Source organism: Blastococcus sp. TF02A-30 (assembly GCF_003319185.1).
Classification (GTDB): domain Bacteria; phylum Actinomycetota; class Actinomycetes; order Mycobacteriales; family Geodermatophilaceae; genus Blastococcus.
Genome location: NZ_QOHJ01000002.1, coordinates 532,966 through 558,506, shown reverse-complemented (window position 1 = coordinate 558,506; position 25,541 = coordinate 532,966). Strand labels below are relative to the sequence as shown.

The window sequence follows — 25,541 nt, the reverse complement described above, 5'->3', positions numbered from 1 at the left end:
GAGGACCTCCGGGTTCGTGCAGTGGTCGCCTTCAGCAGCTCCACTCCACGTCCGGAGGTCCTCCCCGAACAAGACCTACTCAGATCCCGTCGTCACAACTCCTCGACCAACGTCTCCGGTCAGTACACCTAGAGCAGGCGGCCGCAGGTGGGCCAGGCGCGCGGCCCCTGGACGGCGAGGACCCGCTCGGCGACGGCGATCTGCTGCGCCTTCGTCGCCAGGTCCGCGCGCGGGGCGTACTCCGTTCCGCCGAACTCCCGCCACGTGGTGGGGCTGAACTGCAGCCCGCCGAAGTAGCCGTTGCCGGTGTTGATGCTCCAGTTGCCGCTGGACTCGCAGCGGGCCACGGCGTCCCAGTCGTGCGCCGGGGACGGCGCAGTAGGAACCGGGACCGGCGCGGTCGCGGTGGGGGTCGGCGTGGGCGCGGTGCGCGGCGGGGCGGGCCGTTGCGCCACGACGACCAGCCGGGTGCGCGCCTCCTCCAGCCGAGCCTGGCCGGCTGCCTGGGCGGCGCGCAGCTCGGCGACCTGCGCGGCGGCACCCGCCTGCAGCGACTCCGCCGTCGCCCGGGCGGTCACGGCTTCCTGCTCCAGCCGCTCGGCCTCGGCCTCGGCGGTCCGCGCGGCGGACTCGGCGTCCGCGGCCTGCTCGACGGTGGCGACGGCGCTGCTGAGCACGGTGACCCGGTGCGCGCCGGCGGCCTCGATCAGGGCGGCCCGCTCCATCATCTGGGCCGGCCCGTCGGCGGTCAGCAGCCCGACCAGCAGCGGCGATGTCGAGCCGCCCATGTAGCTCTCGCGCGCGAAGCCGGCCACCGAGTCCTGCGCGGTGCCGAGATCGGCGCGAGCCCGGGCGGCCGCCTCGCCGGCAGCGTCGGCCGCGGTGCGGGCCTCGCTCGCAGCGCGCTGCCGCTCCTCGACCTGCGCCACCGCTCGCGCCACGCGGGCCTCGGCGTCGTCCACGCCGGTCTGCGCGGCACCCAGCTGCTCCAGGAGTGCGCCCACCTCGGCGGCTGCGGCGTCGGCCTCGGCCGCAGGCCCTGCGGGTTCGGCCGTCGCGGTGCCGGGGCAGCCGAGGGCCAGCGCCGCGGCCAGGCCGGCCAGCACTGCTCGGGCTGCGTGCTCGCGCACCGCCGTCCTCCTCCGTCGTCGGGTCCGTCCGGACCCTCATCGACGCGGGACGGCTCCTCCTTGAGCGCTCAGCCGCGCCCGACCGCCGTGCGGCGGGCGCGGGACGCCGCGGCCAGCTCGGCCAGGATGCCCTCGGTCGTCTCCAGGTCGACGCACGCGTCGGTGACGCTGAGCCCGTACTCCAGCCGCCCGGGATGCCGCCGGTCGAGGTCCTGCCGCCCGGCGACCAGGTTGCTCTCCACCATCACGCCGCGGATCGCCCGCTCGCCGCCGGCGATCTGGCCGGCCAGGTCGCGCACCACCTCGACCTGCCGGCGGTGGTCCTTCTGGCTGTTGCCGTGCGACGCGTCGACGACGACCACCTCGGGCAGCCCCCGCGCGGCGAGCTTGCGCTTCGTCTCGGCGATGTGCCCGGCGGAGTAGTTGGGCCCGGTCGCGGCGCCGCGCAGGATCACGTGGCCGGTGTCGTTGCCCGTCGTCGACAGCTGGGCGCTGATCCCGTGCGCGTCGACGCCGAGGAACTCGTGCGGCGCGCGGGCGGCGACGACGGCCTGGATCGCGGAGTCGACGCTGCCCTCGGGCGAGTTCTTGAAGCCGACCACGGAGGAGAACCCGGAGACCCGCTCCCGCGCGGTCTGGTCGGTGACGTTGCGCGCGCCGACGCCGTTGTAGGTGACCAGCCCGTTGACGTACTGCGGGGTGAGCGCGTTCAGCGGCTCGGCCGCGACCGGGACGCCGAGCTCGGTGATCCGGCACATGAGCATCCGGGTGGCGACCAGGCCGACGCTGATCCGGCTGGAGCCGTCGAGGAACGGGTCGTAGGCGAAGCCCTTCCAGTCGACCTCGGTCCGGGGCTTCTCCGTGTAGGTGCGCATCAGGATCTCGAGGTCGGCCCCGTGCCGGTCCCGCATGCGGGCGAGGAACGCGGCGTACTCCAGCGCCGCGGCCGGGTCGTGGATCGAGCAGGGCCCGGCGATGACGGCGACCCGGTCGTCGGCGCCGGTCACGATGGCGGTCACCGCCTCGCGACCGGCGCGGGTGGTGGCGACCGACGCCGCCGAGAGCGGGACGACGCCGGCCACCGCCAGCGGGGTGACGACGACGCTGAGCCCGGTGATGCGGGCGTTGACCAGCCCGGAGAGGTCGACCGGCTCCGACGGCGGCGCGACGCCGAGCTGCTCCTGCACCTCGGGCAGCAGCTCGGTGAGCGCGGCGTCGATCTGCGCGTTCACCCGGGTCTGGACGTCGAGGAGGAGGTCGGCGATCCGCGTCGCCTCACCCAGGAACGGATCGGCCGGGCGCTCGTCGGTGCTCACCGGGACAGCATCCCAGGGCGGCGGCGGGCGCCCGTGCCGCCGGTCGGGCTCAGCCGGGGCGACGGCGCAGCCGCCAGCCGCCGCCGTACAGCGCGAGGAGGACGAGCAGCGGCTGGAAGAACAGGCGGACCAGCCGCTTGCGGTCGGTGTCCAGGCCGAAGGCGTCTGTGCCCTCGAGGTACTGCGCGATGTTGCCCGGGAAGATCACCACGAAGAAGGCGGCGAGCAGCGCGCCGACGGTCCGCTTCTTCTGCGGCAGCGCGACGAAGGCCGCGCCCAGCGCGATCTCCGCGACGCCCGACCCGAGCACCGTCAGGTCCTCGTCGACCGGGAACCACCCGGGCACCTGGGCGCGGAACTCCTGCCGCTGGGTGGTCAGGTGCGCCACCCCGGCAACCACCATGGCGCCGCCGAGCAGCAGTCGGGCGGCGGTCCGGGCGGCGGCAGGCATGCCCGCACCGTAGACGGCGACCGGGTCGCAGCCGGCGGTCGACCGTCCGGCAGAGTGCGTGCCATGCCGACCACGGCGCTGCTGGTGCTCGACCTGATCGGCACGTTCGCCTTCGCCCTCAACGGCGCCCTGATCGCGGTCCGCTCGACCCGGCTGGACATCGTCGGCGTCGTCACCCTCGGCATGATCACGGCGCTGGGCGGCGGCACCATCCGCGACGTCTTCCTCGACGCGCTGCCGCCGGCCACGTTCGTCGACTGGCGGTACCTGGCCGTGGCGGCGGCGGGCGGGCTGATCGCGTTCTTCACCGGGCACTACCTGGAGCGGGTCTACGGCGCGATCAACGCGCTCGACGCGGCCGGGCTGGGCCTGTTCGCGGTCACCGGCGCGCTCAAGGCGCTGGACCTCGGCTTCGGGCCGGCTCAGGCGGTGGTCGTCGGCGGGATCACCGGCGTCGGCGGCGGAACGCTCCGCGACGTGCTGATCCGCCAGGTGCCCTCGGTGCTGAGCAGCGGGCTCTACGCGGTGCCGGCGATCGTCGCCGCCACCGTCGTCGTCGTCGCCGACGCGCTCGACGTCCGCGGGGCGGTGACCCTCGTCGGGGCCGCAGTCCTGTGCTTCGCGATCCGCATGCTCGGCGTGCACTTCGACATCAACGCGCCCTTCCCACCGGGCAGCCCGCACGCCGACGAGCGCTGACGACCTCCCCGTCGACATCCCGACACGGCGGGATGTCGACACGTCGTCATGGCGCCTTGGGGATGAGGATCCACAGCGCGATGTAGGCCAGCTCGCCGACGCCGAAGAGGCCGAAGAGCACGAAGCCGACGCGCACCAGCGTCCGCGAGAGCCCCAGCCGGTCGGCGACCGCGGCGCACACCCCGGCGATGACCTTGCCCGAGCGGGGTCTGACCAGCGTCGATGCCATGTCGTCGACCCTAGCCGTGGTGGCCCCGCGCGACACGGGCTCCGTTTGCCGTGGCCGCGAGCGGGGGCATGCTCGGCGGACCGACCGCAGGAGGAGGCACCCGTGCGCGCAGAGCAGGTCACCGACCCGGTGGCGTACCACGCCGAGGGCCCGGTGTGGTCGCCGAGCTGGGGCGGGCTGCGCTGGGTGGACATACTCGCCGGCGACGTGCTGTCCCTGGCCGCCGACGGGACGGTGACCCGCCGGCACGTGAGCGAGGTGGTGGCGGCTCTGCGCCCGCGCCGCGGCGGCGGTGCCGTCCTCGGCATCGAGCGCGGCTTCGCGCTGGAGGACGCCGACGGGACGCTGACCCGCCTGCCGCCGGTCTGGGACGACGAGGGCATCCGGATGAACGAGGGCGGCTGCGACCCGCAGGGGCGCTTCTACTGCGGGACGATGGCCTACGACAAGCGCGCGGGCGCCGCCACCCTGTACCGCCTGGACGCCGACGGCAGCACGACCCCGGTCCTCCAGGGCGTCACCATCTCCAACGGGCTGGAGTGGAGCCCGGACGGGACGCGCGCCTACTACGACGACACCCCGACCGGCCGGATCGACGTCTTCGACCACGACCCCGACCGCGGGCTGCACGACCGGCGGCCGTTCGTGACGATCCCGGACGACGGCCGGCCCGACGGCCTCACCGTCGACGAGCACGGCGGCGTCTGGGTGGCGCTGGCCGACCGCGGCGAGGTCTGGCACTACACCGCCGACGGCGCGCACGACGAGGTGGTCGAGGTGCCGGTCGGGATGGTCACCGCCTGCACGTTCGGCGGCCCCGCGCTGGACCAGCTGTTCATCACCACCTCGCGGGAGGGCCTGCCGCCCGGCGCCGACCCGCTGGCCGGCTCGCTGTTCCGGGCCGACGTCGGCGTCCGCGGGCTGCCGGCCCGCGAGTTCGCCGGCTGACGTCAGGCGGCGGCGTCCAGCACCTCGGTCAGGACGGCGAGGCCCCGCCGGAGCTCGAGGTCGGTCACGGCGCCGTACCCGAGCACCACGCCCGCGGACGGGGGCGGGCCGGCGTAGTAGTCGGCCAGATCGGCGACGGCGACGCCGCGCTCCCCCACCGCACGCACGACATCCCTGGCGGCCGTGCCCACCGGCAGGTGGACCACCACGTGCAGGCCGCCGTCGAGGGCGCCGAGCGCGACGTCCGGCCGGCCGCCCAGGGCGGCCACCACCAGCCCCCGGCGGTGGCCGTACTCGCGCTGGGCCCGCGCGGTGTGGCGGGAGAACCCACCCCCGGCGAGGTAGTGCGCGAGGGCGACCTGCTGGACGCCGGACACCGGGGTCCCCAGCTGGGCCCGGGTCTCCCGGAGCCGCTCGCCCACCGGGCCGCGGGCGGCCATCCAGCCGCAACGCAGCCACGGGGTCAACGTCGTCGACCAGCTGCCGATCAGGACGACGTCCGCGGACGACGGCAGCGAGGCCATGGCGGGCAGCGGACGGCGGCGGTGGCGGAACTCGCTGTCGTAGTCGTCCTCGAGGACCACGACACCCTCGTCCGCGGCCCACCGGAGCACGTCCACCCGCTCCTGCACCGGCATCCGCCCGCCCAGCGGGTACTGGTGCGACGGGGTGAGGAGCACCGCGTCGGGCGGCGGGGCCAGGGCGGCGAGCTGCGCGGCCCGGAAGCCGTCGGCGTCCACGGCCAGCGGCTCGACCACGGCCCCGGTGGCCGCCAGCACCCGCCGGGCGGTCGGGTAGCTGGGGTCCTCGACCACCACGCGGGGACGGCGCCCGTCACCGCCGAGCGCCAGGCCGACGAGGGCGAGGGCGTCACCGGCGCCGGCGGTGACGAGCACCTCGTCGGCGGAGACCTCGACCCCGCGCACCCGGCGCAGGTAGACCGCGACTGCCTCCCGCAGCGCCGGCAGCCCCAGCGGGTCCGGCGATCGGCCCGGCAGCTCGTCGGCGACCGCCCGGCGCCAGGCCGAGCGCCAGTCGGCGTCCTGCAGGCCCCGGATGGCCGGGCGTCCGGGCCGGAGGTCGACGTGCACCGGCGGCGTGGGGTCGGGTGCGGGAGCGGGCCGACCCGCCGGCACCCGCGCCGCGGCGGGGTCGGGGCGCACGGCGACGACCGTGCCGCCGCCGCGCCGTCCCGTGGCGAAGCCCTCGCCGACCAGCTGCTCGTAGGCGCCGACCACCACGCCGCGGGACACGCCGAGGTCGGCGGCCAGCGCGCGGGTCGGGGGCAGCGTGTCTCCGGGCCCCAGCACCCCGCTCAGCACCGCCGCCCGGACCGAGGCGGCGATCTGCACGCTCAGCGGGGCGTCGTCGTCGGGGTCGATGCGCACGTAGAGGTCCCCGGCCAGCGCCACTTGGTCTCCTCTGAACTGCCCCGTTTGGACTCCTGCCCGGACCAAAGTGTGGCGCACCGTGGGCACCGGCACACCCACCCCCTCCGAGGAGCACCCCGATGAGCACGCCCCCCACCGGCACCGCCGGCACCCAGCTGGTCAAGCGCGGCATGGCCGAGCAGCTCAAGGGCGGCGTCATCATGGACGTCGTCACGCCCGAGCAGGCCCGCATCGCCGAGGATGCCGGTGCCGTCGCCGTCATGGCGCTCGAGCGGGTGCCGGCCGACATCCGGGCCCAGGGCGGCATCGCGCGGATGAGCGACCCCGACATGATCGAGGGGATCATCTCGGCGGTCTCGATCCCGGTGATGGCCAAGGCGCGGATCGGCCACTTCGTCGAGGCCCAGGTGCTGCAGGCGCTCGGCGTCGACTACATCGACGAGTCCGAGGTGCTCACCCCGGCCGACGAGGCGCACCACATCGCCAAGGCGGAGTTCACCGTGCCCTTCGTCTGCGGTGCCACCGACCTGGGCGAGGCGCTGCGCCGCATCGCCGAGGGCGCGGCGATGATCCGCTCCAAGGGCGAGGCCGGAACGGGCAACGTCGTCGAGGCCACCCGGCACATGCGGGCCATCCGCGCCGGCATCAAGCGGCTGGGCACCCTCGACGAGACCGAGCTGTTCGTCGCAGCCAAGGAGCTGCGCGCGCCGCACGACCTCGTCGTCGAGGTGGCCCGGCTGGGGAAGCTGCCCGTCGTCCTCTTCACCGCGGGCGGCATCGCCACCCCGGCCGACGCCGCGATGATGATGCAGCTGGGCGCCGAGGGGGTGTTCGTCGGCTCGGGCATCTTCAAGTCCGGCGACCCGGCCCAGCGCGCGGCCGCGATCGTGCAGGCCACCACGTTCGCCGACGACCCCGACGTGATCGCGAAGGTGTCCCGCGGTCTCGGCGAGCCGATGGTCGGGATCGACGTCAGCACGCTGCCGGCGGGCGAGCGCTACGCCACCCGCGGGTGGTGACCCCCGTCGTCGGCGTGCTCGCCCTCCAGGGCGACGTCCGGGAGCACCTCGCGGCGCTGCAGGCGGGGGGCGCACGGGCCGTGCCCGTCCGCCGGGCGGAGGAGCTGGCGGCGGTCGACGGGCTGGTCCTGCCCGGCGGCGAGTCGACCACCATCGCCAAGCTCGCCGACCGGTTCGGGCTCCTGGATCCGCTGCGGGACGCCGTCCGCTCCGGGTTGCCGGTGTACGGCTCCTGCGCCGGGATGGTCCTGCTGGCCGACCGCCTCCTCGACGCGGCGGCCGGCCAGCGGACCGTCGGGGGTCTGGACGTCACCGTGCGGCGCAACGCCTTCGGTCGGCAGGTCGACTCGTTCGAGACCGAGGTGCCCGTCGACGGGCTGGCCGGCGGCCCGGTGCGCGGCGTCTTCATCCGTGCGCCGTGGGTCGAGGAGTGCGGCGCCGACGTGCAGGTCCTCGCCCGGACCGCCGACGGCCGAGCGGTCGCCGTCCGCCAGGGCCGACTGCTCGCCACCAGCTTCCACCCCGAGCTGACCGGCGACCGCCGACTGCACGCCGCGTTCGTGGACGTGGTGCGCCAGGCGGCCTAGCTCCCTGCTCGGGCGGCGGCCAGGTCGCGGGCCACCCGCGAGGCGAAGACGCCGGCGCCGAACCCGTTGTCGATGTTGCACACGACGACGCCGGGCGCGCAGGAGTTGAGCATGCCGAGCAGCGCCGACAGCCCGGAGAAGCTGGCGCCGTAGCCCACGCTCGTGGGCACCGCGACCACCGGCGTGCCGACCAGCCCTCCCACGACGCTCGGCAGCGCGCCCTCCATGCCGGCGATCACGACGACGACGTCGGCGTCCCGCAGCACCGGCCGGACGTCGAGCACCCGGTGCAGACCCGCCACCCCGACGTCGGTCACCCGGACGACGCCGACGCCGTGCGCGCGCAGCGTGGTCGCCGCCTCGGCGGCGACCGGCTCGTCGGACGTACCGGCCGTGACGACGGCGACCGTGCCGACCGGCGGCGGGAGCGGGCCGACGGCGACCGTCCCCCGCTCGACGAGGGCGTCCGGCCAGCGGGCGGTCAGCGCGGCGACGGTGCCCGGGGTGGCGCGGGTGACCAGCGCGGGCCGGTCGGGCGACGCGGTGCGCAGCGCCTCGACGACGGCGACCACCTCGGGCGTGGTCTTGCCCGCGCCGTAGACCACCTCCGGATCGCCGGTGCGCGCGTGCCGGTCGGTGTCGACGCGGGCGAAGCCCAGGTCGCGGTAGCCGGGGTCGCGGTAGCCGGGGTCGCGGGAGCCGGGGTCGCGGGAGCCGGGGTCGGTCACCGGGGCACCGGGGTCAGGGTGAACGCGCGACCCGGCCGGTAGGGCTCGGGATCCAGCGCCGCCGTCCGCAGGCCCGGGTCGACCGCGCGCATCGCGGCCAGGACGGCGGCGACGACGTCCTCGGTGATCGCCGCCCGGTCGGCGTCGCCGACCTCGATCCGCACGGCGTCCTCGCGGACCCGGCAGCGCACGACCGTGACGCCGGTCCGCTCCGTCACCAGCGCCTCCCCCACCTCGACCGCGCGCACCCTGGCCGGCGTCACCGCGGTGCCGGTGTAGAGGCGGCTGGCCAGGCAGGGGGCGGCCGGCAGGTCCGCGCAGTCCAGCCCCAGCTCGCGGGCCAGCGCGCGGACGTCGGCCTTCGTCACCCCGACCTCGACGTAGGGGTGGCGCACGCCGTGCTCGGCCGCGGCCCGCAGACCCGGCCGGTACTCCCCCAGGTCGTCGACGTTGGCCCCGCTCAGCGGCACGTGGGAACCGCCGACCGCGGCGACCACGTCGGCCATGGCGTCGTAGAGGTGCGTCTTGCACGTGTAGCAGCGGTCGACCGGGTTGGCGAGGTAGCGGGCGTCGTCGAACTCGCCGGACCGGACCAGGCGCAGCTCCCACCCCTCGGCGTCGGCGGCTGCCAGGACGCGGGCGGTCGCCGCCGCCGGGACGGCAGGGGTGACGCTGTGCACGACCAGCGTCGCGCCGGGCGCGGCGCGGTGCGCGACAGTGGCCAACGTCAGGCTGTCGACACCGCCGCTGCAGGCGACCGCCCGCAGGGGCAGCCCGGCGAGCAGGTCCAGCAGCTGCGGCCCCATCGGTCCCTCCTCCACCCGGCCCGACGACGGAGGCCGAGCCGCCCCATCGCACCCGGGCAGACCCGTCCTCCGCAACCGTCGCGAGAGCCGCACGGGCAACATGTGACGAACGGGAACGGTCCGTCTCGTCCGGCTCGCACTCCCGCCGCACGGGTTCCACTGCTTACTGTCGGTACCAGCAGGGGCGCATTACGTAGCCACACCGGCCACGGGCTCAGCGTCCTCCCCGCCGCTCCCGAGAGGTACGACATGACCCTCCCCCAGCGTTCCGCCGCCGCCACCCTCCCCCGCCAGGCCGCCTACGGCCAGCGCCCCGCCTACCGGCCGGCCACGCCCGCCCCCCGCGCCGGTGGGCAGTACGCCCCCGCGGCCCGGCCCCAGCAGCCCGGCGTCGCCATGCCCGCCGCGCGCCCGGCGGCCGAGCGGCCGGTCCAGCGCCCGGTCGCCACCTTCCTCACCGTCGCCGAGGTCGCGGCGATCATGCGGGTCTCCAAGATGACCGTGTACCGCCTGGTCCACGCCGGCGACCTGGCCGCCGTGCGCGTCGGCCGCTCCTTCCGGGTGCCCGAGCCGGCCGTCCGCGCCTACCTGTCCGAGGCCCGCACCGACGTCGCCTGACGGCTGCTCGACCGCCGGCCAGGTGGCGGCGTCGCCCCGTCGGGTGGAGCGGGAAGCGCACGGGCCCCCCGCGGTGTTGTCCCGACGCGTCCGACGCAGAGGAGAGGCGAAACGATGACCACTGAGACCGCGATCCTGGCCGGCGGCTGCTTCTGGGGCGCCCAGGAGCTGCTGCGCAAGCGCCCGGGGGTGATCAGCACCCGCGTCGGTTACTCGGGCGGCGACACCCCGAACGCCACGTACCGGAACCACGGTGACCACGCGGAGGCGGTCGAGATCGTCTTCGACCCCGCCGTCATCTCGTTCCGGGAGCTGCTGGAGTTCTTCTTCCAGATCCACGACCCGTCGACGAAGGACCGGCAGGGCAACGACGTGGGCCGCAGCTACCGCTCGGCGATCTTCTACACCAGCGACGAGCAGAAGCGGGTCGCCGAGGACACCATCGCCGACGTCGACGCCTCCGGCATCTGGCCCGGCAAGGTCGTCACCGAGGTGGAGCCGGCCGGCGACTTCTGGGAGGCCGAGGAGGAGCACCAGGACTACCTGCAGAAGATCCCCTTCGGCTACACCTGCCACTACGTGCGGCCCGACTGGGTGCTGCCGCGCCGGGAGTCGCAGACCGCCTGATGGCCTGAGCGGCCGATCGGCCGCTCGACGACGACCCACCAGGGCGCGCCGATGGGACGTCATCGGTACGACGACACCGAGGGGTGGGCTCCCGTGAGGGAGTCCACCCCTCGAGGCGTCTCCGGGGTTGGCTTCCGCGCGCGGCTCCGCGCCTGCACCACCATCCGCGGGACGACGCCGACCGGCACCGCCTGCTCGACCGTGCCGCGCCGGAGAACTCACGCCGGCTGGACGATCACCTTGCCCGCGACGCGACCCACCTCGGCTTCCGCGTGCAGCGCGGGCAGCTCGGCCAGCGGGATCCGGCGGGTGACCTCGACCTGCAGCTCCCCGCTGTCCACCAGGGACACCAGTTGGGTGAGCCGGTTCCGGTTCGGCAGCACGAAGACGGTGGCCGCGCTGACGCCGCGCGACTCGTCGCCCGGGGTGGCCATGAACGCGGTCGTGCTGACGACCTTCCCGCCGTCACGGACAACGGCGACGAGTGCGCCGAACCGGTCGGGGTCGATGGGGGCGAGGTTGACCAGGACGTCGACCTGCTCCTCGACGGCGGTCAGGACGTCCGTGGTGGTGTGGTCGACGACCTGGTCCGCGCCGGCCGCGCGGACGGCGGCGTCGCTGCGCGGGCTGGCGGTCGCCACGACGTGCACGCCCGCTCGTCTCGCCAGCGCGACGGCGTACTTGCCGACCACGCCCCCGGCGCCGTTGATCAGGACCCGCTGCCCGGCGGTCAGGTCGCCGAGGTCGAACAGCGCCTGCCAGGCCGCCAGCGCCACGGACGGCAGCGCTGCCGCGTCGGCCAAGGGGACGCTCGTCGGGGCGGGAACCCAGGCGTCCGCCGGGGCGATCACGTGCTCCGCTGCGCCGCCGTCCCGGTCCATCGGCAGGAACCCGATCACCGCGTCCCCCACCTGCAGACCGCCCGCGTCCGGGGTTCCGGCCACGCCTTCCCCGAGCGCGTCGACGGTGCCGGAGACGTCGTAGCCGGGCACGTGCGGCAGCTTCACCGGGATCGGCAGGAAGCCACCGCGCATGCCGGCGTCGGCGGCGTTGAACGCCGACGCCGCCACCCGGACCCGCACCTCACCGGGGCCGGGGATCGGCTCCTCGACGTCCTCGTAGCGGAGGACCTCGGGACCGCCGACCTCGTGGAACCGCACTGCCTTCATCGCTGGACCTGCTCTTCCATGTGTGTGCCGTTGGAGACGTCCCCAACGTCGCAGGTCCTGCCGCGATCAGCCTGGGCCGCTTTGGCCCACCTTGATGACCGCTCGTCCATCGGATGCGCCGACGAGCTCCACGAGGCGCGCCGCATCGCGCGACCCCGGCGCCGCGGTCAGCATCACGGCCGCGAGGTCGTCCCCGGGGATCGAGATCAGGTTGCCGACGAGAGTGACGGAGTCCCCGTCGGACTGGGTGAAGGTCGCGCTGCTCTCGTAGGCCGCCACCGGTCGCGGTGCCCGCCACAGCGTGTCGAACCGCCGGCTCCGGGTCCGCATCTCGTCGACCATCGCGGCGAGGGAGGCATCGCCGGGGTAGCGCAGCAGCGCGGCTCTCAGCTGGGCCGCCTGGATCGTCTCGTGGTTGGTCGCGTCGGCGTCGGACTGCCGGAAGGCGGCGAACGGGTGGCAGAAGATGCGCCAGGCCACGTTCCAGTCCCACCGCTCCCCGGTGAGGTCCCAGTGCTCCAGTGCCAGGAACGCGCTGTTGGCCGCGACGACGTTCATCGCCGCATCGGTGACGATCATCGGGGTGTCGGAGAACCGCTCCAGCAGCCGCGTCGCGCCCGGGCCGACATCGGTGGGCACCTGCCCGTCCGCGGCGGCGTACCCGGCCAGCGCGCTGAGCCGCTCGTAGTCGGCCCGTCCGACGCGCAAGGCCCGGGCGACGGCCTTCACCACACCGGCCGACGGATGACTGCGCCCCTGCTCCAGTCGGCGGACGTAGTCCGCGGACATGCCCGCGAGCTCACCGAGCTCCTCCCGGCGCAAGCCGGGCACCCGTCGCCTGCCCACCGGCAGCCCGACGGCCGCGGGATCCGTGGCTTCCCGCAACTGGCGCACTGCTGCGCCGAAGTCATGACGATCCACGCCGCCAGTGTGCCCGGCTGACCTGCACGGACGATGTTCCTCGTCCCGTCCGGACGGCACGAGCGGCGGCACGTGAACACTCGGGGCGGGCGGAGCGGATGGGAGGACCGCGGCGGGCTCACCGCTCCGGGTGCAGCGGACGTCGCCCGCCGTATGGTCGAGCTCATGCGTGCCGTGCGGATCACCCGCTTCGGCGGGCCCGAGGTCCTGGACGTCGTCGATCTCCCCGAGCCGGAGGTGGGGCCGGGGCAGACCCTGCACGACGTCTCCACCGCCGGCATCAACTACGCCGACACCCACCACCGGCTGTCGACCGACTGACATCTGCGTGGTCTCGCCAAGGCAGACGGGCCGACCCGACGGATGACCCGGATCAGCACCCGTGCACAGCCGCGAGGTGACGATCAGAACGGGTCCGCTCGGTCAGGCCGGGGCGACGCTGGCGAACCGGGCAGACAGACTGCCGCGTGCCTCGGGCCGGGCTGGGGGGTCGACGGTGCGGACGTCGGTGTCGTAGCGGCGACGGCAGCGTCGATGCCGAACCAGGTCCGCCGCCGAGCGTGAGCCGGGAGCGGCCAGGGAACCACCGGGTACTGGCGGGGCTCGTCGAGGGTGGCACGGTCCGCGCGCAGCTCAGTCCCGTTGGCTTACGCGCCGCAGTACGGGATGGTCGCCGGCCGCCTCGGCATCCTATGGATCCTCGACGTCCTCGCCCCGTGCACCGGCGGATCCCCCCGCCGGGGTGAGGACCGGTCGGTCTCCACCCCGGCGCGCGCCTCGGAAGGACGGGGTTCCGGCTACTTGATCGCGAGGGCGTTCACCGGGGAGCCCGCCCCGCCCGTGATGGGCAGCGGGGCGGCCGAGAGCAGGAACTCGTAGACGCCGTCAGCGGCGCAGTCCTCTCCGATCGCCTGCAGGTCCCAGATCTCGCCGAACGGGATCCCCATGTGCACCAGCGCCACGACGTGCAACGGCTGGAACAGGTCGATCTCGTTCGGCCGCACCTCGCAGCCCCAGGTGTCCGAGGCGACCGCGGCGACGTCGTGCTCGTGCAGCCAGGGCGCCACGTGCAGGGACAGCCCGGGAGCCGGGCCGCCGGCGTAGTCGCCCCACGCTCCGCGACGCGCCTCCAGCAGCCCCGTCCGCACGATCACCGCGTCCCCGCGCCGGATCTCGACGCCCTGCGCCTCCGCGGTGGCGTCGAGGTCGTCCGGGCTGATCGCGTACCCCGGCTCCAGGCAGTCCCGACCCAGGTGCCGGGCCACGTCGAGCAGGACGCCCCGCATGACGAAGTCCTGCCGGTAGTTCTCGATCCCGCAGCGCCCGGCACCGGCCGACGTGACCGTTCCGGCGTCGAAGCCGTTGTAGAGCTTGCCGTGCCAGAAGATGTGCGAGAGCGCGTCCCACTGCGTTCCCGCCTGATTGGGCATCACGAGCACGTCGTCGGCGAACCCGAAGCCCTTCGCCGGCCCGAAGCCCGCGGGCAGCGGATCCTGCGCTCCGGCCAGGTGGTCGGTGCCGGTCGCCGTCATCATGTTCAGCGGGTTGGCCCGGAACCCGCCCGACTGCGGCCCGTGCAGGTCGTAGGGCAGCGACATGGAGATGGTCCTCCCCTGCTGCACCAGCTGCGCCGCCGCGGCCACCTGCTCCGGCCCGACGTGGTTCATGGCGCCGCGCTGGTCCCCGGCACCCCACCGCCCCCAGTTGGAGAACCGGGCGATGTAGTCCTCGATGACCTCTGCGCCGCGGAACTCTCCTGCGGCCGAACTCGTAGGCGTCATCGCCCGGTCCTCCTCCTGCTGCTGGGGTGCTGGCTGCGGTGGAGCGTTACTCGGCGATGCCGGCCTCGTAGACGTCGATCAGGTCACCGACGCCCTGCCACGAGGTGCCGTCGAACTGCAGGATCTGGTACTCGTGCACCAGCCGGCCGCTCTCCCCCGCCGTCAGGTCGGCGCCGTCGACGAGCACGTCGCTGGTCTCGCCCTCGATCGCCATCCAGGCCTCGTTGAACGCGTCGCTGGTGATCTCCTCGTCACCGAGGGACTCCAGCGTCGCGAGGACCGCCTGGCACGCGCCGTAGCCGTTCGCCGTGACAGCGAGGTCGGCGTCGGCACCCTCGCCGTACTGCTCGATGACCTCGCGGTAACGCTGCATGCCCTCGTCGTCGGCCCAGCGGGAGTCGGACGGGTCCTTGAGCCAGGCCGCCCCGTAGACGCCCTCGGCCGCGGCGAGACCGGCGGGCTCGAGGTTGGTCTTGATGGAGGTGCCGCCCGAGTACAGGATCACCTTGACCGGCCAGTCGATCTGGTCGATGTACTTGATCGCGTTGGCCTGGCCGGCGGTGCCGGGATTCATGTAGAGCACGTTCACGCCGGCCGCCTGCAACTGGTTGAGCTGCGAGGTCCAGTCGGCCAGCGTCGGCTCGACCCGGAGCCGGTTCGCCTCGGGGAAGACCGTCGCGGCGTCCCCGCCCAGCGCTGCCTCGATGCCGGCGATGTGGCTGTCGGCCAGCGTGTTGTTCAGGGTGATCAGCCCGATCTTCGGGTCCGGGAACTCCTCCGGGTGGTCCACGACGTAACCGGTGACGGCCTCGGCCTCCCAGCTCAGGTCCGGCCACCACGCGTGCGTGAAGGGAAACTCCTCGACCCGGCTGAACTCGGCGTTGCCGGCCAGGACGATGTGCGGCACCTGGTTCTCGTTCATGTAGGGCTGGATGGCCACGTTGGTGCCACCGAAGGACATGAACGCCGCGACCTGCTCCTGCTCGACGGCCTCCCGAGCGTTGGCGGCGAGCCGTGCCGGGTCGTAGGCGTCGTCCGCGGCGGTGTACTCGATCTGGCGTCCGTTCACACCGCCGTCCTCGTTCGCCGCGGCGAAGCAGGCAGCCACGCCCTGGCTCGCGTTGGAGAAGGTGGCGTACGGGCCGCTGAACGGGAAACTGCCGCCGATCTTGATGGCCTCGTCCGTGACTCCCTGCGCGCCACCCCCGCTCTCGGCATCCCGGCGGTCGGACCCGCCACAGGCGGTGGCCGACATCGCGAGCACGAGAGTGATGGCGGCAACCCCCTTCGTCGACGAGATCGAGCGTGCCTTGGACCGGCTCATGACTGTGCCTCCTGGGGTCGTGCGTGGATGGACCTGCGCCGGACGAGCCGGTTGCGCGCCTGCCGGACCAGTCCGGCCAGGCCGCGGGGGAAGAAGTAGATGACCAGCAGCAGCGCTGCGGCATAGACGACCTGCTGCCACTGACCGGCGGCCGCGGGCTCGACGAACTCACCGAGGCTCTCGGGCACGAAGACGACGAACGCGGCGCCGATGATCGCCCCGACGAAGGAGCGGCTGCCCCCGACGACCGCCCCGGCGATCAGCGAGATGGAGAGCAGGAACGTGAAGCTGTCCGGCGTCGAGGTGCGCGTGGACAGGTGGAACAGCGCGCCCGCCAGGGCCGCGACGGCCGCGCTCACGGCGAAGACCGCGACGGTGATCCGGTTGGTCGGGATCGCGTGCGCCGCCGCCATCACCCGTGACGAGGCCGCAGCATCCAGCGCCCGCCCCATCCGTCCGCGCAGCATGTTGGCGAGCAGCCAGAAGACGACCGCCAGCACCACGAGGTTGACGAGGAACAGCCACTGCGGCGAGGAGAAGGGCAGCCCCTCCGGCGCCTCCACCCGGGGGGTGGTCTTCCCGAACGGCCCGCCGGTGAGCCAGTCCAGTCGGGTGAGCAGCGGCGGCAGGAGCATCGCGATGGCCAGGGTGATGAGCCCGAGGTTCATCCCGCCCAGCCGCAGCGCCGGCAGTCCCAGCAGGGCTCCGACGACCAGCCCGACCACCAGGGAAGCGAGCGCTGCGATCGGCCACGGGACGCCGTGGTCGGCCACCAGGATGGCGGTCGTGTAGGCGCCGATGCCGAAGAGCGCACCGTGGCCGGCGGAGATGGTCCCCGCCCACCCCAGGAGCAGGTTGAGGCCGCCAATCGCGATGGCGAAGGTGATGACGCGGTTGAGCTGGAAGAACTGGAAGTCGCTGATCACGTTCGCCGGGGCGAGGGCGGCCAGCAGCAGCACGACCACGAGGGCCGCGCCCCAGGAGAGGGTCCGCAGGCCGACGCGCGGCGCGGGCGGAAGTGCGTGCGACATGGACACGGTGGGTTCGTTGCCCTTCTCGGCCGGTGGTTCGACGACGGTCCGGGTCGGTGCGCCGGTCATGCGCGCACGCTCGAGGCCCGGCCGAAGAGACCCTGCGGGCGGAGCAGGAGGACCAGGAAGATCACCGCGAAGGGCACGACCAGCTGCAGGTCCGACCCGATGCCGGGCACGTAGCGGCTGGCGAGGTTCGCGGCGACACCCAGCACCAGGCCACCGACGACGGCTCCCACGCGGCTCTCGAAGCCGCCCAGCGTGGCCGCGGCCAGGGCCAGCAGCAGGGAACTGTCCATCATCGCGGGCGAGACACCCAGCGTCGGAGCGAAGATGACGCCGGCGACGGCGCCGACCGTCGCGGCCAGCCCCCACCCGAGGGCGAGCATCCGGCCCACGTCGATGGAGAGCAGGCGGGCCGAGGCCGGGTTCTGCGCGGCGGCCCGCATGCGCAGGCCGAGGGTCGTGAAGCGGAAGAACGCCCCGGCCAGCAGCAGGGTCACGAGGACGACGGCGGCGGCCCCGAGCTGCTGGGCGGTCAGCCGGGCGCCGAGCACCTCGACGCTGCCGCCCCCGAAGGGGCTCTCGAGCTGCTGCGGGTCGTCACCCCAGATGAGCGCCACGACCGCCTGCAGGCCGATGAGCAGGGCGACCGTGACGGTCAGCATGACCAGCGGGCTCGACCCCTCGACCGGCCGGATGAAGACCCGCTCGATCAGAGCGCCCACGATGAAGCTGGCCACCAGCGCGAGGACGAACGCCAACCAGAACGGCATCCCGCGGGTGACCAGCGTCCACGCGACGTAGGCCGACGCGGTCGCCATGACGCCCTGGGCGAAGTTCACCGCACCCGTGCCCTGGAAGACCAGGCAGATCGCCAGGGCCAGGCTGGCGTAGATGAAGCCGCTGCCCAGGCCGGACAGGATCTGCTGCCACAGCTCGGTCATGCCGGCCGCCCGGTCTGCTCAGCGCCGAGGTAGGCGTCCTGCACGGCGGTGTTCTCCCTGAGTTCTGCTGCACTGCCGGCCGCGACGACGCGGCCGGACTCCAGGACGTAGGCGCGGTCGACGACCGCGAGGGCCCGCCGGGCGTTCTGCTCCGCCAGGAGGACGGCGAGCTGCCACTCCGCCTGCAGCACCCGCAGGCTGCGGAGGATCTCGGTGGTCACCATGGGCGCGAGCCCGAGCGACGGTTCGTCGACCAGCAGCAACCGGGGCCGGCCGAGGATGGCGCGGGCGATGGCGAGCATCTGCTGCTGACCGCCCGAGAGCGCGCCGGCCTGCCGACCGGAGAACTCGCGCAGGATCGGGAAGAGGTCGTGGACCGCCGCGAGGTCCTCCTTGACCTGGCCGCGCATCCGCGAGCCCCGGGCGAGGACGCCCAGCGTGAGGTTCTCCTCCACGGTCAGATCGACGAAGGTCCCGCGCCCTTCCGGTACGTGGCCGACGGCGAGCCGGGCGACGCGGTGCGCCGGCCAGCCGGTGATGTCCCGCCCGTCGAGGACGACGGCGCCCTCGACCGCGACCGTTCCGGAGATCGCCCGCAACGTCGTCGTCTTGCCGGCTCCGTTCGCGCCCAGGAGCGCGACCATCTCCCCCTCGGCTACGCCGAGGTCCATCCCGTGCAGCGCCTGGACGCCGTCGTAGGAGGCCCGGACGCCCCTCATCTCGAGCAGCGTCACGACTCGTCCTCGTCACCGAGGTAGGCGGCCAGCACCCGGGGGTCCTGCCGCACGAGCGACGGCTCGCCGGCGACGACGAGCTTGCCGAAGTCGAGGACGGCGATCCGGCGGGCGACCCGCATCACGAGGGCGACGCTGTGCTCGACGAGGAGCAGGGTCGCTCCGGAGCGCTCGGCGAGCTCGGTGAGCAGGTCGGCGAACTCCAGCGCCTCGGTGTGGCTGATGCCGGCGGCCGGCTCGTCGAGCAGGACGAGACGCGGCTGGGCGACCAGCGCCCGTGCCAGCTCCACCCGGCGCCGCAGGCCGTGCGGGAGGTCGGCGGCCTTGGTGCCGGCCAGCGGCAGGATGCCCATGAGGTCCAGCGCCTCCGCGCAGCGCTCACGCAGCTCGGTCTCCTCGCGGCGCGAGCGCCGGCTCAGCACCATGTGCGAGAGCAGCCCGGCCCGGGTGTGCGGGAAGCCGCCGAGCATCACGTTGGCCAGGACCGTGTCGTCCTCGATGAGCGTCGGGGTCTGGAAGGTGCGCGCGATCCCGAGAGCGGCACGGGCGTGCGGCGAGGCCCCCTGCAGGGACTCCCCGGACAGCAGGATCTCGCCCTCGCCGCGGTAGATCCCGCTGATGCAGTTGAACAGCGTCGTCTTGCCGGCGCCGTTCGGGCCGATCACCGCGGTGACGCCACCGGCGGGCACGTCGAAGCTGACGCCGTCCAACGCCCGGAGGCCGCTGAAGGTGATGGACAGGTCGCGGATGGACAGGATCGGCTCGTCCTGGCCGGGCCGACCGCCCCCGCGCGCCGGAGCGCTGGTCGGGGCGGTCATGTGATCCGCCTCGCTCGGTTGGTGTGACGCATGGCACTGGACCATACGGATCTTGGGGCAGAACCCCGTTGGGCTGATGCACAACGTTCCGCGGATCTGTCGTGCACTACGCCCACGACGCGGTGTGACCGCGCACACTACCGTCCGTGCCGAGCTGTCGGATCGAGCGCCCGCGAATCGGTACTCGCCAGTCGCCGCAAGGAGCGCTCCCGCGCCCCGTGAACCGAGGAGAACCCATGCACCCGACGTCCCACCGCCCGTTCTCCCCCGGGCCGGCGACCCTGGAGGAGGTGAGCGAGGGCATCTACGCCTACCTGCAACCGGACGGCAGCTGGTACCTCAACAACACCGGCTTCCTGGTCACGCGGACCGGCGTGATCAGCGTCGACGCCACGTCCACGGAGCGGCGCACCCGCGCCTACCTGGAGGCGATCCACGGGGTCACCGATCGGCCGGTGCGCACGCTGGTGAACACCCACCACCACGGCGACCACACGTACGGGAACTACCTGTTCTCGGGCGCGACGATCGTCGCCCACGACAAGGCCCGCGAGGAGCTCCTGGCCGCCGGCCCGCCGGCCAACCTCGGCCTGTTCGACGACGTCGAGTGGGGCGACGTCGAGCTCGCGCCGCCGTTCCTGACCTACGACAGCGGCGTGACGCTCTGGGCCGACGACGTGCGGTGCGAGGTGCGGCACGTCGGGATGCCCGCGCACACGACCAACGACTCCATCGTCTGGATCCCCGAGCGGTCGGTGCTGTTCTGCGGCGACCTGCTCTTCAACGGCGGGACCCCCTTCCTGCTCATGGGCTCGGTGGCGGGCGCCCTCGAGGTGCTCGAGACCGTCATCCGCCCGCTGGGCGCCGAGACGATCGTCGCCGGCCACGGCCCTGTCTCCGGTCCCGGCCTCGTCGACGACATCGCGGATTACCTGCGGTTCGTCCTCGACGTCGCCGAGCGGGGCCGGGCGGCGGGGCTGACCCCGATCGAGGCGGCCCGCGAGACCGATCTCGGCCCCTTCGCCGAGCTGACCGACGCCGAGCGCATCGTCGGCAACCTGCACCGCGCCTACCTCGAGCTCGACGGCGCGGAGCGCGGCGCTCCCATCGACGTCGTCGCCGCCCTCCAGGACATGGTCGCGTTCAACGGCGGCCGCCCCCTCACCTGCCTCGCCTGATCACAGGAGCACCGACATGCGCTGGTCCACCTACCTCTCCCCCACCGACGGCCGCGAGCACGTGGCCCTGTCCCGCGACGGCCGGCTGCACGGGCTGCGCGACGTCTCGAGCCTGCTCGAGCTCCTCGGCGACGGCTTCGAGGACCGCCTCGCCGCGGCGGCCGAGCGCGCGGTGCAGGACCCCTTCGAGGTCGTCGAGGAGGAGGGGGCCCGCTTCCTGGCCCCCGTTCCCGTGCCGCCGTCCATCCGCGACTTCATGGCCTTCGAGGAGCACGTGAAGACCAGCAGCGGGGCGCTCGGGCAGAGCGTGAACCCGGTCTGGTACCAGATCCCGCTCTTCTACTTCACCAACCCGGCCGCCACGCGCGGCCCGCACGACGACATCCCGGTCTCCCCGGGTTCGGCCCGGTTCGACTACGAGCTGGAGATCGCGGCGCTCATCGGCCGGGGCGGGAGCGACCTGGACCCGGCCCAGGCCGAGAGCCACATCGCCGGGTACATGGTGCTGTGCGACTGGAGCGCCCGGGACCTGCAGGAGCAGGAGATGCGCGGCCTGCTCGGGCCCGCCAAGGGCAAGGACGGCGCGACCAGCTTCAGCCGCTACCTCGTCACCCCGGACGAGCTCGAGCCGCACCGCGCGGGCAACGCCTACGACCTGGCCATGAGCGCCGAGGTGAACGGCAGGCCGTACTCCTCGGGCACCTTCTCGACGATCTACTGGAGCTTCGCCGAGCTGCTGGCGTATGCCTCCCGGGGGACCTCGCTGCGGCCAGGCGACGTCATCGGCAGCGGAACGGTCGGCACCGGCTGCATCCTCGAGCTGTCGCGCGTGCACGGGGAGGACGCCTTCCCCTGGCTGCGGCCCGGCGACCGGGTCCGCCTCGAGGTCGAGCACGTCGGGGTGATCGAGTCCGCCGTGGTGGAGGGCCCGCCGGTGGTGCCCCTGCGCTGAGCGCTCCGGTCGCGCACGCCCCGACGGGGTGGACGCCGCTCCCCCGCGGCCGGGCGGGTCGATAGCCTGACCCGCCCGGCCGCGTGCACGGGGCCGCAGGAGCGCACGGTGCACCCGCACGACGGAGGGTCGGCATGACCGACAGCAGCAACACCGGGGCCGCCGGCGCGGTCGCCCCGCCCGTGGCCGGTCCCGGCCACCGGTGGTCCTCGGCGATGTCGATCAGCGCGGACCTGCTGCGCGCGGTCAACCGGGACGCCAGCATCCGCGACCTGCTCTCCCTGGCCGCTCGGCACGCTTGCCGGCTGCTCGGCACCGAGTACGCAGCGGTCTTCGAGGTCGTCGAGGGCGACCGGCTCGCGGTCGGTGGGTCGCACGGGCTGAGCGCCAAGTACGTCGAGCTGGTCAACGACGCCGAACCCCTCATGCTCTCGGTCCGTAGTTTCCGGACGCCGAGCACGAGCGCCGTGCTCGGCGGGCACGTCATCGCGCTGTCGGACGCCCTCGCCGACCCCGACAGCGCCCAGTGGGCCGACATGGCGAGGATGCAGGGCTACCGGGCACTGCTCGCCGCTCCGATGCACGGGCTGGGCGGCGTCGCCCTCGGGACGATCACCGCCTACAGCCGGTCGGTGCGCGAGTTCACCCCGGACGACGTGCGGCTCATCGAGCTGCTGGCCGAGCACACCGCCGGCGCCCTGGAGGCGGCCCGGCGGCGGGACGCGCAGCAGCGCGAGGCCGAGGACCTCCGCCTCCGGTCGGTCCGGGCCGCCACGGAGCTGGAGCGCTCCGCGCAACTGCTGCAGCTGCACGTCGACCTCTGCGACGCCGTCCTGGCCAACCGCGGCGTGAGCGGCATCGTGGAGGCGATCGCCGAGGCGGTCGGTGGCGTCGCCGCGATGTGGGACACCGGCCTCCGGGTGAGCGCCTGGGCCCGCGCGGGGGACGACAACGGCGAACCAGACGAACTGCTGGCGGCCCTGCGGTCCGTGGTCGAGGAGGCGCAGGCGGCCGGGCCGGACGAGGTGCTGGTGATCCGGCCGGCCGGATCCGGCGGGCTCCCGACGTGGACCGCGCCGATCTCGGTCCACGACGACCTGCGCGGGTGGCTGACCGTCACCGGTCCTGGCGTGGAGCTGCTGTCCGCCGGGGAAGCGGCCGGCCTCACGTTGCCCGTCGCCCTCGAGCTGCAGGCGACGCAGCACCAGGTGGAGATCGAGGCGCGCATCGCCAGCGACCTCCTGACCGAGCTCCTCGCCGACACCGCCGAGGCCCGAGCGTCGATCCTGCACTCACGGGCGGAGGCGCTCGGGCACGACCTGCGCTCCCCGCACTTCGCGGCGCTGCTGACCCCGTCCCCGAGCGCGGTGGGACGGCGACCGGAGCGGATCGCGCAGGCACGGGACCTGTCCCGGCTCACGACCCGGCTGGTGCACATGTCCCCGCGCCCGCTGATCGGGATCATGGACGGCAAGCTGCTGGCTCTCGTCCCGGAGCGCGACGCGTCCGGGCGGCCCGGTCCCGGCGCCGAGGGCGAGGAGCCGGCCGCACTGACGCTGCTGACCGAGGCGGCGGCCGCCGTCTACCCGGACCGGCGGGTGCATGTCCTGGTCAAGCGCGGCGTCGACCGGATCCCGGCCTACCGCAGCAGCTACCTCCTGCTCGCCCGGGCCGCGGAACTGCTGACCGAGCACTCCCCCGACCTGCTCGACATCGAGGACTTCGGCCTCTACGGCGTCATGCTGGACTCGGGCCCGGGCGAGGCGCTGACCGAGTTCTCCCACCGCCTGCTCGGCCCGCTCGTGCACCCGAACGCGTCGACCACGTCCGCGCTGCTGGCGACGCTGGAGAACTGGCTCGCCAGCGGGACATCCGTGCACGAGTGCAGCAAGCGCATGTACCTGCACCGGAACACCGTCGCCTACCGGCTCCGCAAGGTCGAGGAGCTGCTCGGCGTGGACCTGACCAAACCGGACGACGTCCTGAGGATCCAGCTGGCCATGGTCGTCGCGACGGTGTCGGGCTGGCGCACCGCGCCGTAGCGCATCGTCCGAGAGCCCGTTCAGCTGGTCATCCGCTCGGCGAGCCGGAGGTTGCGGATGAGTTCCTCGCGCCTCTGCCCGTCCACGTGATGGCGCCACATCGGCACACCAGTCTCAAGCCTGTTGCGGGCGAGCGGCACAGCCAATGGAGATCCCCGCCGCGTACGCCATAGCCTCAGCGTCATGCGTGCTGTGCAGATCACCCGCTTCGGCGGGCCCGAGGTCCTGGACGTCGTCGATCTCCCCGAACCGGAGGTGGGGCCGGGGCAGACCCTGCACGACGTCTCCACCGCCGGCATCAACTACGCCGACACCCACCAGGTCGAGAACTCCTACCTGGCCCCGCAGCAGCTGCCGCTGATCCCGGGCGCGGAGTTCGTCGGCACCCCGGTGGGCGGCGGCCAGCGCGTCGTCGGGCTGCTCGACGGCGGCGGCTACGCCGAGAAGGTGGCCGCGAACGACCGGCTGTCCTGGGCCGTCCCGGACGGCGTCAGCGACGAGCAGGCGCTGTCCTTGGTGCTGCAGGGCTCGACCGCCTGGCACCTGCTGCGCACCTCCGCGCACCTGGCCGAGGGCGAGTCGGTCGTCGTCATCGCCGGCGCCGGTGGCGTGGGCTCGCTCGCCGTGCAGCTGGCCCGCCGCTGGGGTGCCGGCCGGGTGATCGCCACGGCGTCGAGCGCGGAGAAGCGGGCGCTCACCGAGGAGCTGGGCGCGCACGCCACCGTGGACCCGGCCCTGGCCGACGATGACCCGAAGCAGTTCACCGCCGCGCTGCGCGAGGCCAACGGCGGCAAGCCGGTCGACATCGTGCTGGAGATGACCGGCGGCAACGTGTTCTCCGGCTCGCTGTCGGCGCTGGCCCCGTTCGGCCGGCTGGTCACCTACGGCATGGCCGCGCGCACCGAGACGAAACCGGTCCCGCCGGGCGCGCTCATGCAGCGCAGCCGCGCGGTCATCGGCTTCTGGCTGGCGCACTGCTTCGGCCGTCCCGAGATGCTCGACGCAGCGATGACCGAGCTGCTGCAGCTCACCGCGGCCGGTGACCTGAAGCCGATCAACGGCGGCCGCTACCCGCTGTCCGCCGTCCGCGAGGCGCACCAGGACCTGCTGGCCCGCCGCACCACCGGCAAGCTCGTCCTCGACCCCAGCCGGTAACGGGCTGGAACGGCCCCGCCGCAGGGGCCCGCCACGAGCGCAGCGAGTGGTGGGGGGCGGCGGGGTCCTTCAGCAGCCGCGGAGCGCCGCGTTGAGCCGTGCCGCCTGCCGCGTCAGGTGGTCCCGCTCGGGCAGGTTCGGCGCGGCCAGCGCCGCCTCGGCGTAGAGCCGTGCCGCCGTCGGCAGGTCGCCGTCCCGCTCGTGCAGGTGCGCGGCGACGGCTGCGTACCGGGGTAGCCCCGGGTCGAGCTCGGCCAGCGCGGCCAGCCCGGCCCGGGCACCGTCGGCCTCCCCCACCGCGACCGCCCGGTTGAGCCGGTGCACCGGGCTGCCGGTGAGCGCGACCAGCTCGTCGTACCACTCGACGATCTGCACCCAGTCGGTCTCCGCCGCTGTCCGGGCGTCGGCGTGCAGCGCGGCGATCGCCGCCTGCGCCTGGTACTCGCCCAGCCGGTCCCGTGCCAGCGCGGCCTGCAGGATCTCGACCCCCTCGGCGATCAGCCGGACGTCCCACAGCGACCGGTCCTGCTCGGCGAGCGGCACCAGGCTGCCGTCGGCCCGGGTGCGCGCCGCGCGCCGCGAGTGGTGCAGCAGCATCAGCGCGAGCAGGCCCCGCACCTCCTCGTCCCCGATGCCGGCCGAGAGCTGCCGGGTCAGCCGGATCGCCTCGGCGGCGAGGTCGACGTCGCCGGAGTAGCCCTCGTTGAAGACCAGGTACAGCACCCGCAGCACGGTGCCGACGTCGCCGGACCGGTCGAACCGGACGCCGGAGACGGTCTTCTTGGCCCGGCTGATCCGCTGCGCCATCGTCGCCTCGGGCACGAGGTAGGCCTGCGCGATCTGCCGCGTGGTGAGGCCGCCGACCGCGCGCAACGTCAGCGCGACCGCGGAGGCCGGCGTCAGCGACGGGTGGGCGCACAGGAAGTACAGCCGCAGCGAG

27 protein-coding genes are annotated in these 25,541 nt (G+C 74.0%); 11 read left to right on the top strand and 16 right to left on the bottom strand.

Features of this window, described 5'->3' with window-relative positions; genetic code table 11:
• Positions 1-128 precede the first annotated feature (128 nt).
• The 3 genes from DQ241_RS21365 to DQ241_RS06990 form a co-directional block, all read right to left on the bottom strand.
• Complete coding sequence (locus tag DQ241_RS21365; protein WP_304554485.1) at positions 129-1,130, bottom strand: transglycosylase family protein; 1,002 nt, start codon at positions 1,128-1,130, stop codon at positions 129-131.
• Positions 1,131-1,198: 68 nt separating this feature from the next.
• Positions 1,199-2,446, bottom strand: coding sequence for a 3-deoxy-7-phosphoheptulonate synthase (locus DQ241_RS06995; RefSeq protein WP_113829412.1), 1,248 nt, complete (start codon positions 2,444-2,446; stop codon positions 1,199-1,201).
• Positions 2,447-2,495: 49 nt separating this feature from the next.
• A complete protein-coding gene (locus DQ241_RS06990) occupies positions 2,496-2,897 on the bottom strand; it encodes a hypothetical protein (protein ID WP_113829411.1) in 402 nt (133 codons plus the stop codon).
• Positions 2,898-2,960: 63 nt separating this feature from the next.
• Here DQ241_RS06990 and DQ241_RS06985 point away from each other — a divergent pair, with 63 nt between their 5' ends.
• On the top strand, positions 2,961-3,596 hold the full coding sequence (locus tag DQ241_RS06985; protein WP_113829410.1) for a trimeric intracellular cation channel family protein: 636 nt from the start codon (positions 2,961-2,963) through the stop codon (positions 3,594-3,596).
• Between the two features lie 46 nt (positions 3,597-3,642).
• On the opposite strand, the gene DQ241_RS06980 is transcribed toward DQ241_RS06985, so the two are convergent.
• Positions 3,643-3,825 carry a PspC domain-containing protein gene (locus tag DQ241_RS06980; protein ID WP_113829409.1) on the bottom strand — a complete coding sequence of 61 codons (183 nt, stop codon included), beginning with the start codon at positions 3,823-3,825 and terminating at the stop codon, positions 3,643-3,645.
• A gap of 102 nt (positions 3,826-3,927) precedes the next feature.
• On the opposite strand from DQ241_RS06980, the gene DQ241_RS06975 reads away from it, so the two are divergent.
• Positions 3,928-4,773 (top strand): SMP-30/gluconolactonase/LRE family protein, encoded by an 846-nt coding sequence (locus DQ241_RS06975; protein WP_113829408.1) that lies wholly within the window; start codon positions 3,928-3,930, stop codon positions 4,771-4,773.
• 2 nt (positions 4,774-4,775) lie between these two features.
• On the opposite strand, the gene DQ241_RS06970 is transcribed toward DQ241_RS06975, so the two are convergent.
• Positions 4,776-6,185: a PLP-dependent aminotransferase family protein gene (locus tag DQ241_RS06970; RefSeq protein ID WP_199584149.1), complete on the bottom strand. Its 1,410-nt coding sequence runs from the start codon at positions 6,183-6,185 to the stop codon at positions 4,776-4,778.
• A 98-nt stretch (positions 6,186-6,283) separates the two neighbouring features.
• On the opposite strand from DQ241_RS06970, the gene pdxS reads away from it, so the two are divergent.
• On the top strand, positions 6,284-7,183 hold the full coding sequence (gene pdxS / locus DQ241_RS06965) for a pyridoxal 5'-phosphate synthase lyase subunit PdxS (RefSeq protein ID WP_113829407.1): 900 nt from the start codon (positions 6,284-6,286) through the stop codon (positions 7,181-7,183).
• Positions 7,180-7,770, top strand: coding sequence for a pyridoxal 5'-phosphate synthase glutaminase subunit PdxT (gene pdxT / locus DQ241_RS06960; protein WP_304554480.1), 591 nt, complete (start codon positions 7,180-7,182; stop codon positions 7,768-7,770). The genes pdxS and pdxT overlap by 4 nt, the downstream gene beginning before the upstream one ends.
• On the opposite strand, the gene larB is transcribed toward pdxT, so the two are convergent.
• A complete protein-coding gene (gene larB / locus DQ241_RS06955) occupies positions 7,767-8,498 on the bottom strand; it encodes a nickel pincer cofactor biosynthesis protein LarB (RefSeq protein WP_113829405.1) in 732 nt (243 codons plus the stop codon). The two genes, pdxT and larB, sit on opposite strands and share 4 nt — an antisense overlap.
• Entirely contained in the window at positions 8,495-9,304 is an 810-nt protein-coding gene (locus tag DQ241_RS06950; RefSeq protein WP_113829404.1) for an ATPase, read from the bottom strand. Before DQ241_RS06950 ends, larB begins: the two co-directional genes overlap by 4 nt.
• 396 nt (positions 9,305-9,700) lie before the next feature.
• On the opposite strand from DQ241_RS06950, the gene DQ241_RS21360 reads away from it, so the two are divergent.
• Complete coding sequence (locus DQ241_RS21360) at positions 9,701-9,922, top strand: helix-turn-helix domain-containing protein (protein ID WP_113829484.1); 222 nt, start codon at positions 9,701-9,703, stop codon at positions 9,920-9,922.
• 114 nt (positions 9,923-10,036) lie between these two features.
• On the top strand, positions 10,037-10,549 hold the full coding sequence (gene msrA, locus DQ241_RS06940; protein WP_113829403.1) for a peptide-methionine (S)-S-oxide reductase MsrA: 513 nt from the start codon (positions 10,037-10,039) through the stop codon (positions 10,547-10,549).
• A 218-nt stretch (positions 10,550-10,767) separates the two neighbouring features.
• On the opposite strand, the gene DQ241_RS06935 is transcribed toward msrA, so the two are convergent.
• Entirely contained in the window at positions 10,768-11,718 is a 951-nt protein-coding gene (locus DQ241_RS06935; RefSeq protein ID WP_113829402.1) for an NADP-dependent oxidoreductase, read from the bottom strand.
• 66 nt (positions 11,719-11,784) lie between these two features.
• Positions 11,785-12,711, bottom strand: a complete 927-nt coding sequence (locus DQ241_RS06930) for a helix-turn-helix domain-containing protein (protein WP_233492272.1) — start codon at positions 12,709-12,711, stop codon at positions 11,785-11,787.
• Between the two features lie 93 nt (positions 12,712-12,804).
• Here DQ241_RS06930 and DQ241_RS06925 point away from each other — a divergent pair, with 93 nt between their 5' ends.
• Complete coding sequence (locus DQ241_RS06925) at positions 12,805-12,960, top strand: Zn-dependent oxidoreductase (RefSeq protein ID WP_113829483.1); 156 nt, start codon at positions 12,805-12,807, stop codon at positions 12,958-12,960.
• A 476-nt stretch (positions 12,961-13,436) separates the two neighbouring features.
• Here DQ241_RS06925 and DQ241_RS06920 read toward each other — a convergent pair whose 3' ends face one another.
• Genes DQ241_RS06920 through DQ241_RS06895 form a run of 6 tightly spaced genes read right to left on the bottom strand, consistent with a single transcriptional unit; the run spans position 13,437 to position 19,274 of the window.
• Positions 13,437-14,420 (bottom strand): cyclase family protein, encoded by a 984-nt coding sequence (locus tag DQ241_RS06920; RefSeq protein ID WP_113829400.1) that lies wholly within the window; start codon positions 14,418-14,420, stop codon positions 13,437-13,439.
• 46 nt (positions 14,421-14,466) lie between these two features.
• On the bottom strand, positions 14,467-15,744 hold the full coding sequence (locus tag DQ241_RS06915; protein WP_113829399.1) for an ABC transporter substrate-binding protein: 1,278 nt from the start codon (positions 15,742-15,744) through the stop codon (positions 14,467-14,469).
• A complete protein-coding gene (locus DQ241_RS06910) occupies positions 15,741-16,844 on the bottom strand; it encodes a branched-chain amino acid ABC transporter permease (protein WP_113829398.1) in 1,104 nt (367 codons plus the stop codon). The genes DQ241_RS06915 and DQ241_RS06910 overlap by 4 nt, the downstream gene beginning before the upstream one ends.
• Complete coding sequence (locus tag DQ241_RS06905; protein WP_113829397.1) at positions 16,841-17,722, bottom strand: branched-chain amino acid ABC transporter permease; 882 nt, start codon at positions 17,720-17,722, stop codon at positions 16,841-16,843. Before DQ241_RS06905 ends, DQ241_RS06910 begins: the two co-directional genes overlap by 4 nt.
• Positions 17,719-18,456 (bottom strand): ABC transporter ATP-binding protein, encoded by a 738-nt coding sequence (locus DQ241_RS06900; RefSeq protein ID WP_199584147.1) that lies wholly within the window; start codon positions 18,454-18,456, stop codon positions 17,719-17,721. The genes DQ241_RS06905 and DQ241_RS06900 overlap by 4 nt, the downstream gene beginning before the upstream one ends.
• Positions 18,453-19,274, bottom strand: coding sequence for an ABC transporter ATP-binding protein (locus DQ241_RS06895; RefSeq protein WP_158545889.1), 822 nt, complete (start codon positions 19,272-19,274; stop codon positions 18,453-18,455). The genes DQ241_RS06900 and DQ241_RS06895 overlap by 4 nt, the downstream gene beginning before the upstream one ends.
• A gap of 236 nt (positions 19,275-19,510) precedes the next feature.
• Here DQ241_RS06895 and DQ241_RS06890 point away from each other — a divergent pair, with 236 nt between their 5' ends.
• From DQ241_RS06890 to DQ241_RS06875, 4 genes are all read left to right on the top strand, one after another.
• On the top strand, positions 19,511-20,452 hold the full coding sequence (locus DQ241_RS06890; protein WP_113829395.1) for an MBL fold metallo-hydrolase: 942 nt from the start codon (positions 19,511-19,513) through the stop codon (positions 20,450-20,452).
• A gap of 16 nt (positions 20,453-20,468) precedes the next feature.
• On the top strand, positions 20,469-21,404 hold the full coding sequence (locus DQ241_RS06885) for a fumarylacetoacetate hydrolase family protein (RefSeq protein ID WP_199584145.1): 936 nt from the start codon (positions 20,469-20,471) through the stop codon (positions 21,402-21,404).
• 134 nt (positions 21,405-21,538) lie between these two features.
• Complete coding sequence (locus DQ241_RS06880; protein ID WP_113829394.1) at positions 21,539-23,446, top strand: helix-turn-helix domain-containing protein; 1,908 nt, start codon at positions 21,539-21,541, stop codon at positions 23,444-23,446.
• A 183-nt stretch (positions 23,447-23,629) separates the two neighbouring features.
• A complete protein-coding gene (locus DQ241_RS06875; protein WP_113829393.1) occupies positions 23,630-24,601 on the top strand; it encodes an NADPH:quinone oxidoreductase family protein in 972 nt (323 codons plus the stop codon).
• A gap of 69 nt (positions 24,602-24,670) precedes the next feature.
• On the opposite strand, the gene DQ241_RS06870 is transcribed toward DQ241_RS06875, so the two are convergent.
• A complete protein-coding gene (locus DQ241_RS06870; RefSeq protein WP_255410967.1) occupies positions 24,671-25,522 on the bottom strand; it encodes a DUF6596 domain-containing protein in 852 nt (283 codons plus the stop codon).
• Positions 25,523-25,541 lie beyond the last annotated feature (19 nt).

What these genes read in the sequence shown, in the direction of transcription:
- DQ241_RS06990 (WP_113829411.1), bottom strand. Translation starts at nt 2,897, where the DNA reads ATGCCTGCCGCCGCCCGGACCGCCGCCCGACTGCTGCTCGGCGGCGCC.
- DQ241_RS06985 (WP_113829410.1), top strand. Translation starts at nt 2,961, where the DNA reads ATGCCGACCACGGCGCTGCTGGTGCTCGACCTGATCGGCACGTTCGCC.
- DQ241_RS06980 (WP_113829409.1), bottom strand. Translation starts at nt 3,825, where the DNA reads ATGGCATCGACGCTGGTCAGACCCCGCTCGGGCAAGGTCATCGCCGGG.
- pdxS (WP_113829407.1), top strand. Translation starts at nt 6,284, where the DNA reads ATGAGCACGCCCCCCACCGGCACCGCCGGCACCCAGCTGGTCAAGCGC.
- DQ241_RS06950 (WP_113829404.1), bottom strand. Translation starts at nt 9,304, where the DNA reads ATGGGGCCGCAGCTGCTGGACCTGCTCGCCGGGCTGCCCCTGCGGGCG.
- DQ241_RS21360 (WP_113829484.1), top strand. Translation starts at nt 9,701, where the DNA reads ATGCCCGCCGCGCGCCCGGCGGCCGAGCGGCCGGTCCAGCGCCCGGTC.
- msrA (WP_113829403.1), top strand. Translation starts at nt 10,037, where the DNA reads ATGACCACTGAGACCGCGATCCTGGCCGGCGGCTGCTTCTGGGGCGCC.
- DQ241_RS06935 (WP_113829402.1), bottom strand. Translation starts at nt 11,718, where the DNA reads ATGAAGGCAGTGCGGTTCCACGAGGTCGGCGGTCCCGAGGTCCTCCGC.
- DQ241_RS06925 (WP_113829483.1), top strand. Translation starts at nt 12,805, where the DNA reads ATGCGTGCCGTGCGGATCACCCGCTTCGGCGGGCCCGAGGTCCTGGAC.
- DQ241_RS06920 (WP_113829400.1), bottom strand. Translation starts at nt 14,420, where the DNA reads ATGACGCCTACGAGTTCGGCCGCAGGAGAGTTCCGCGGCGCAGAGGTC.
- DQ241_RS06915 (WP_113829399.1), bottom strand. Translation starts at nt 15,744, where the DNA reads ATGAGCCGGTCCAAGGCACGCTCGATCTCGTCGACGAAGGGGGTTGCC.
- DQ241_RS06910 (WP_113829398.1), bottom strand. Translation starts at nt 16,844, where the DNA reads ATGACCGGCGCACCGACCCGGACCGTCGTCGAACCACCGGCCGAGAAG.
- DQ241_RS06905 (WP_113829397.1), bottom strand. Translation starts at nt 17,722, where the DNA reads ATGACCGAGCTGTGGCAGCAGATCCTGTCCGGCCTGGGCAGCGGCTTC.
- DQ241_RS06895 (WP_158545889.1), bottom strand. Translation starts at nt 19,274, where the DNA reads ATGACCGCCCCGACCAGCGCTCCGGCGCGCGGGGGCGGTCGGCCCGGC.
- DQ241_RS06890 (WP_113829395.1), top strand. Translation starts at nt 19,511, where the DNA reads ATGCACCCGACGTCCCACCGCCCGTTCTCCCCCGGGCCGGCGACCCTG.
- DQ241_RS06885 (WP_199584145.1), top strand. Translation starts at nt 20,469, where the DNA reads ATGCGCTGGTCCACCTACCTCTCCCCCACCGACGGCCGCGAGCACGTG.
- DQ241_RS06880 (WP_113829394.1), top strand. Translation starts at nt 21,539, where the DNA reads ATGACCGACAGCAGCAACACCGGGGCCGCCGGCGCGGTCGCCCCGCCC.
- DQ241_RS06875 (WP_113829393.1), top strand. Translation starts at nt 23,630, where the DNA reads ATGCGTGCTGTGCAGATCACCCGCTTCGGCGGGCCCGAGGTCCTGGAC.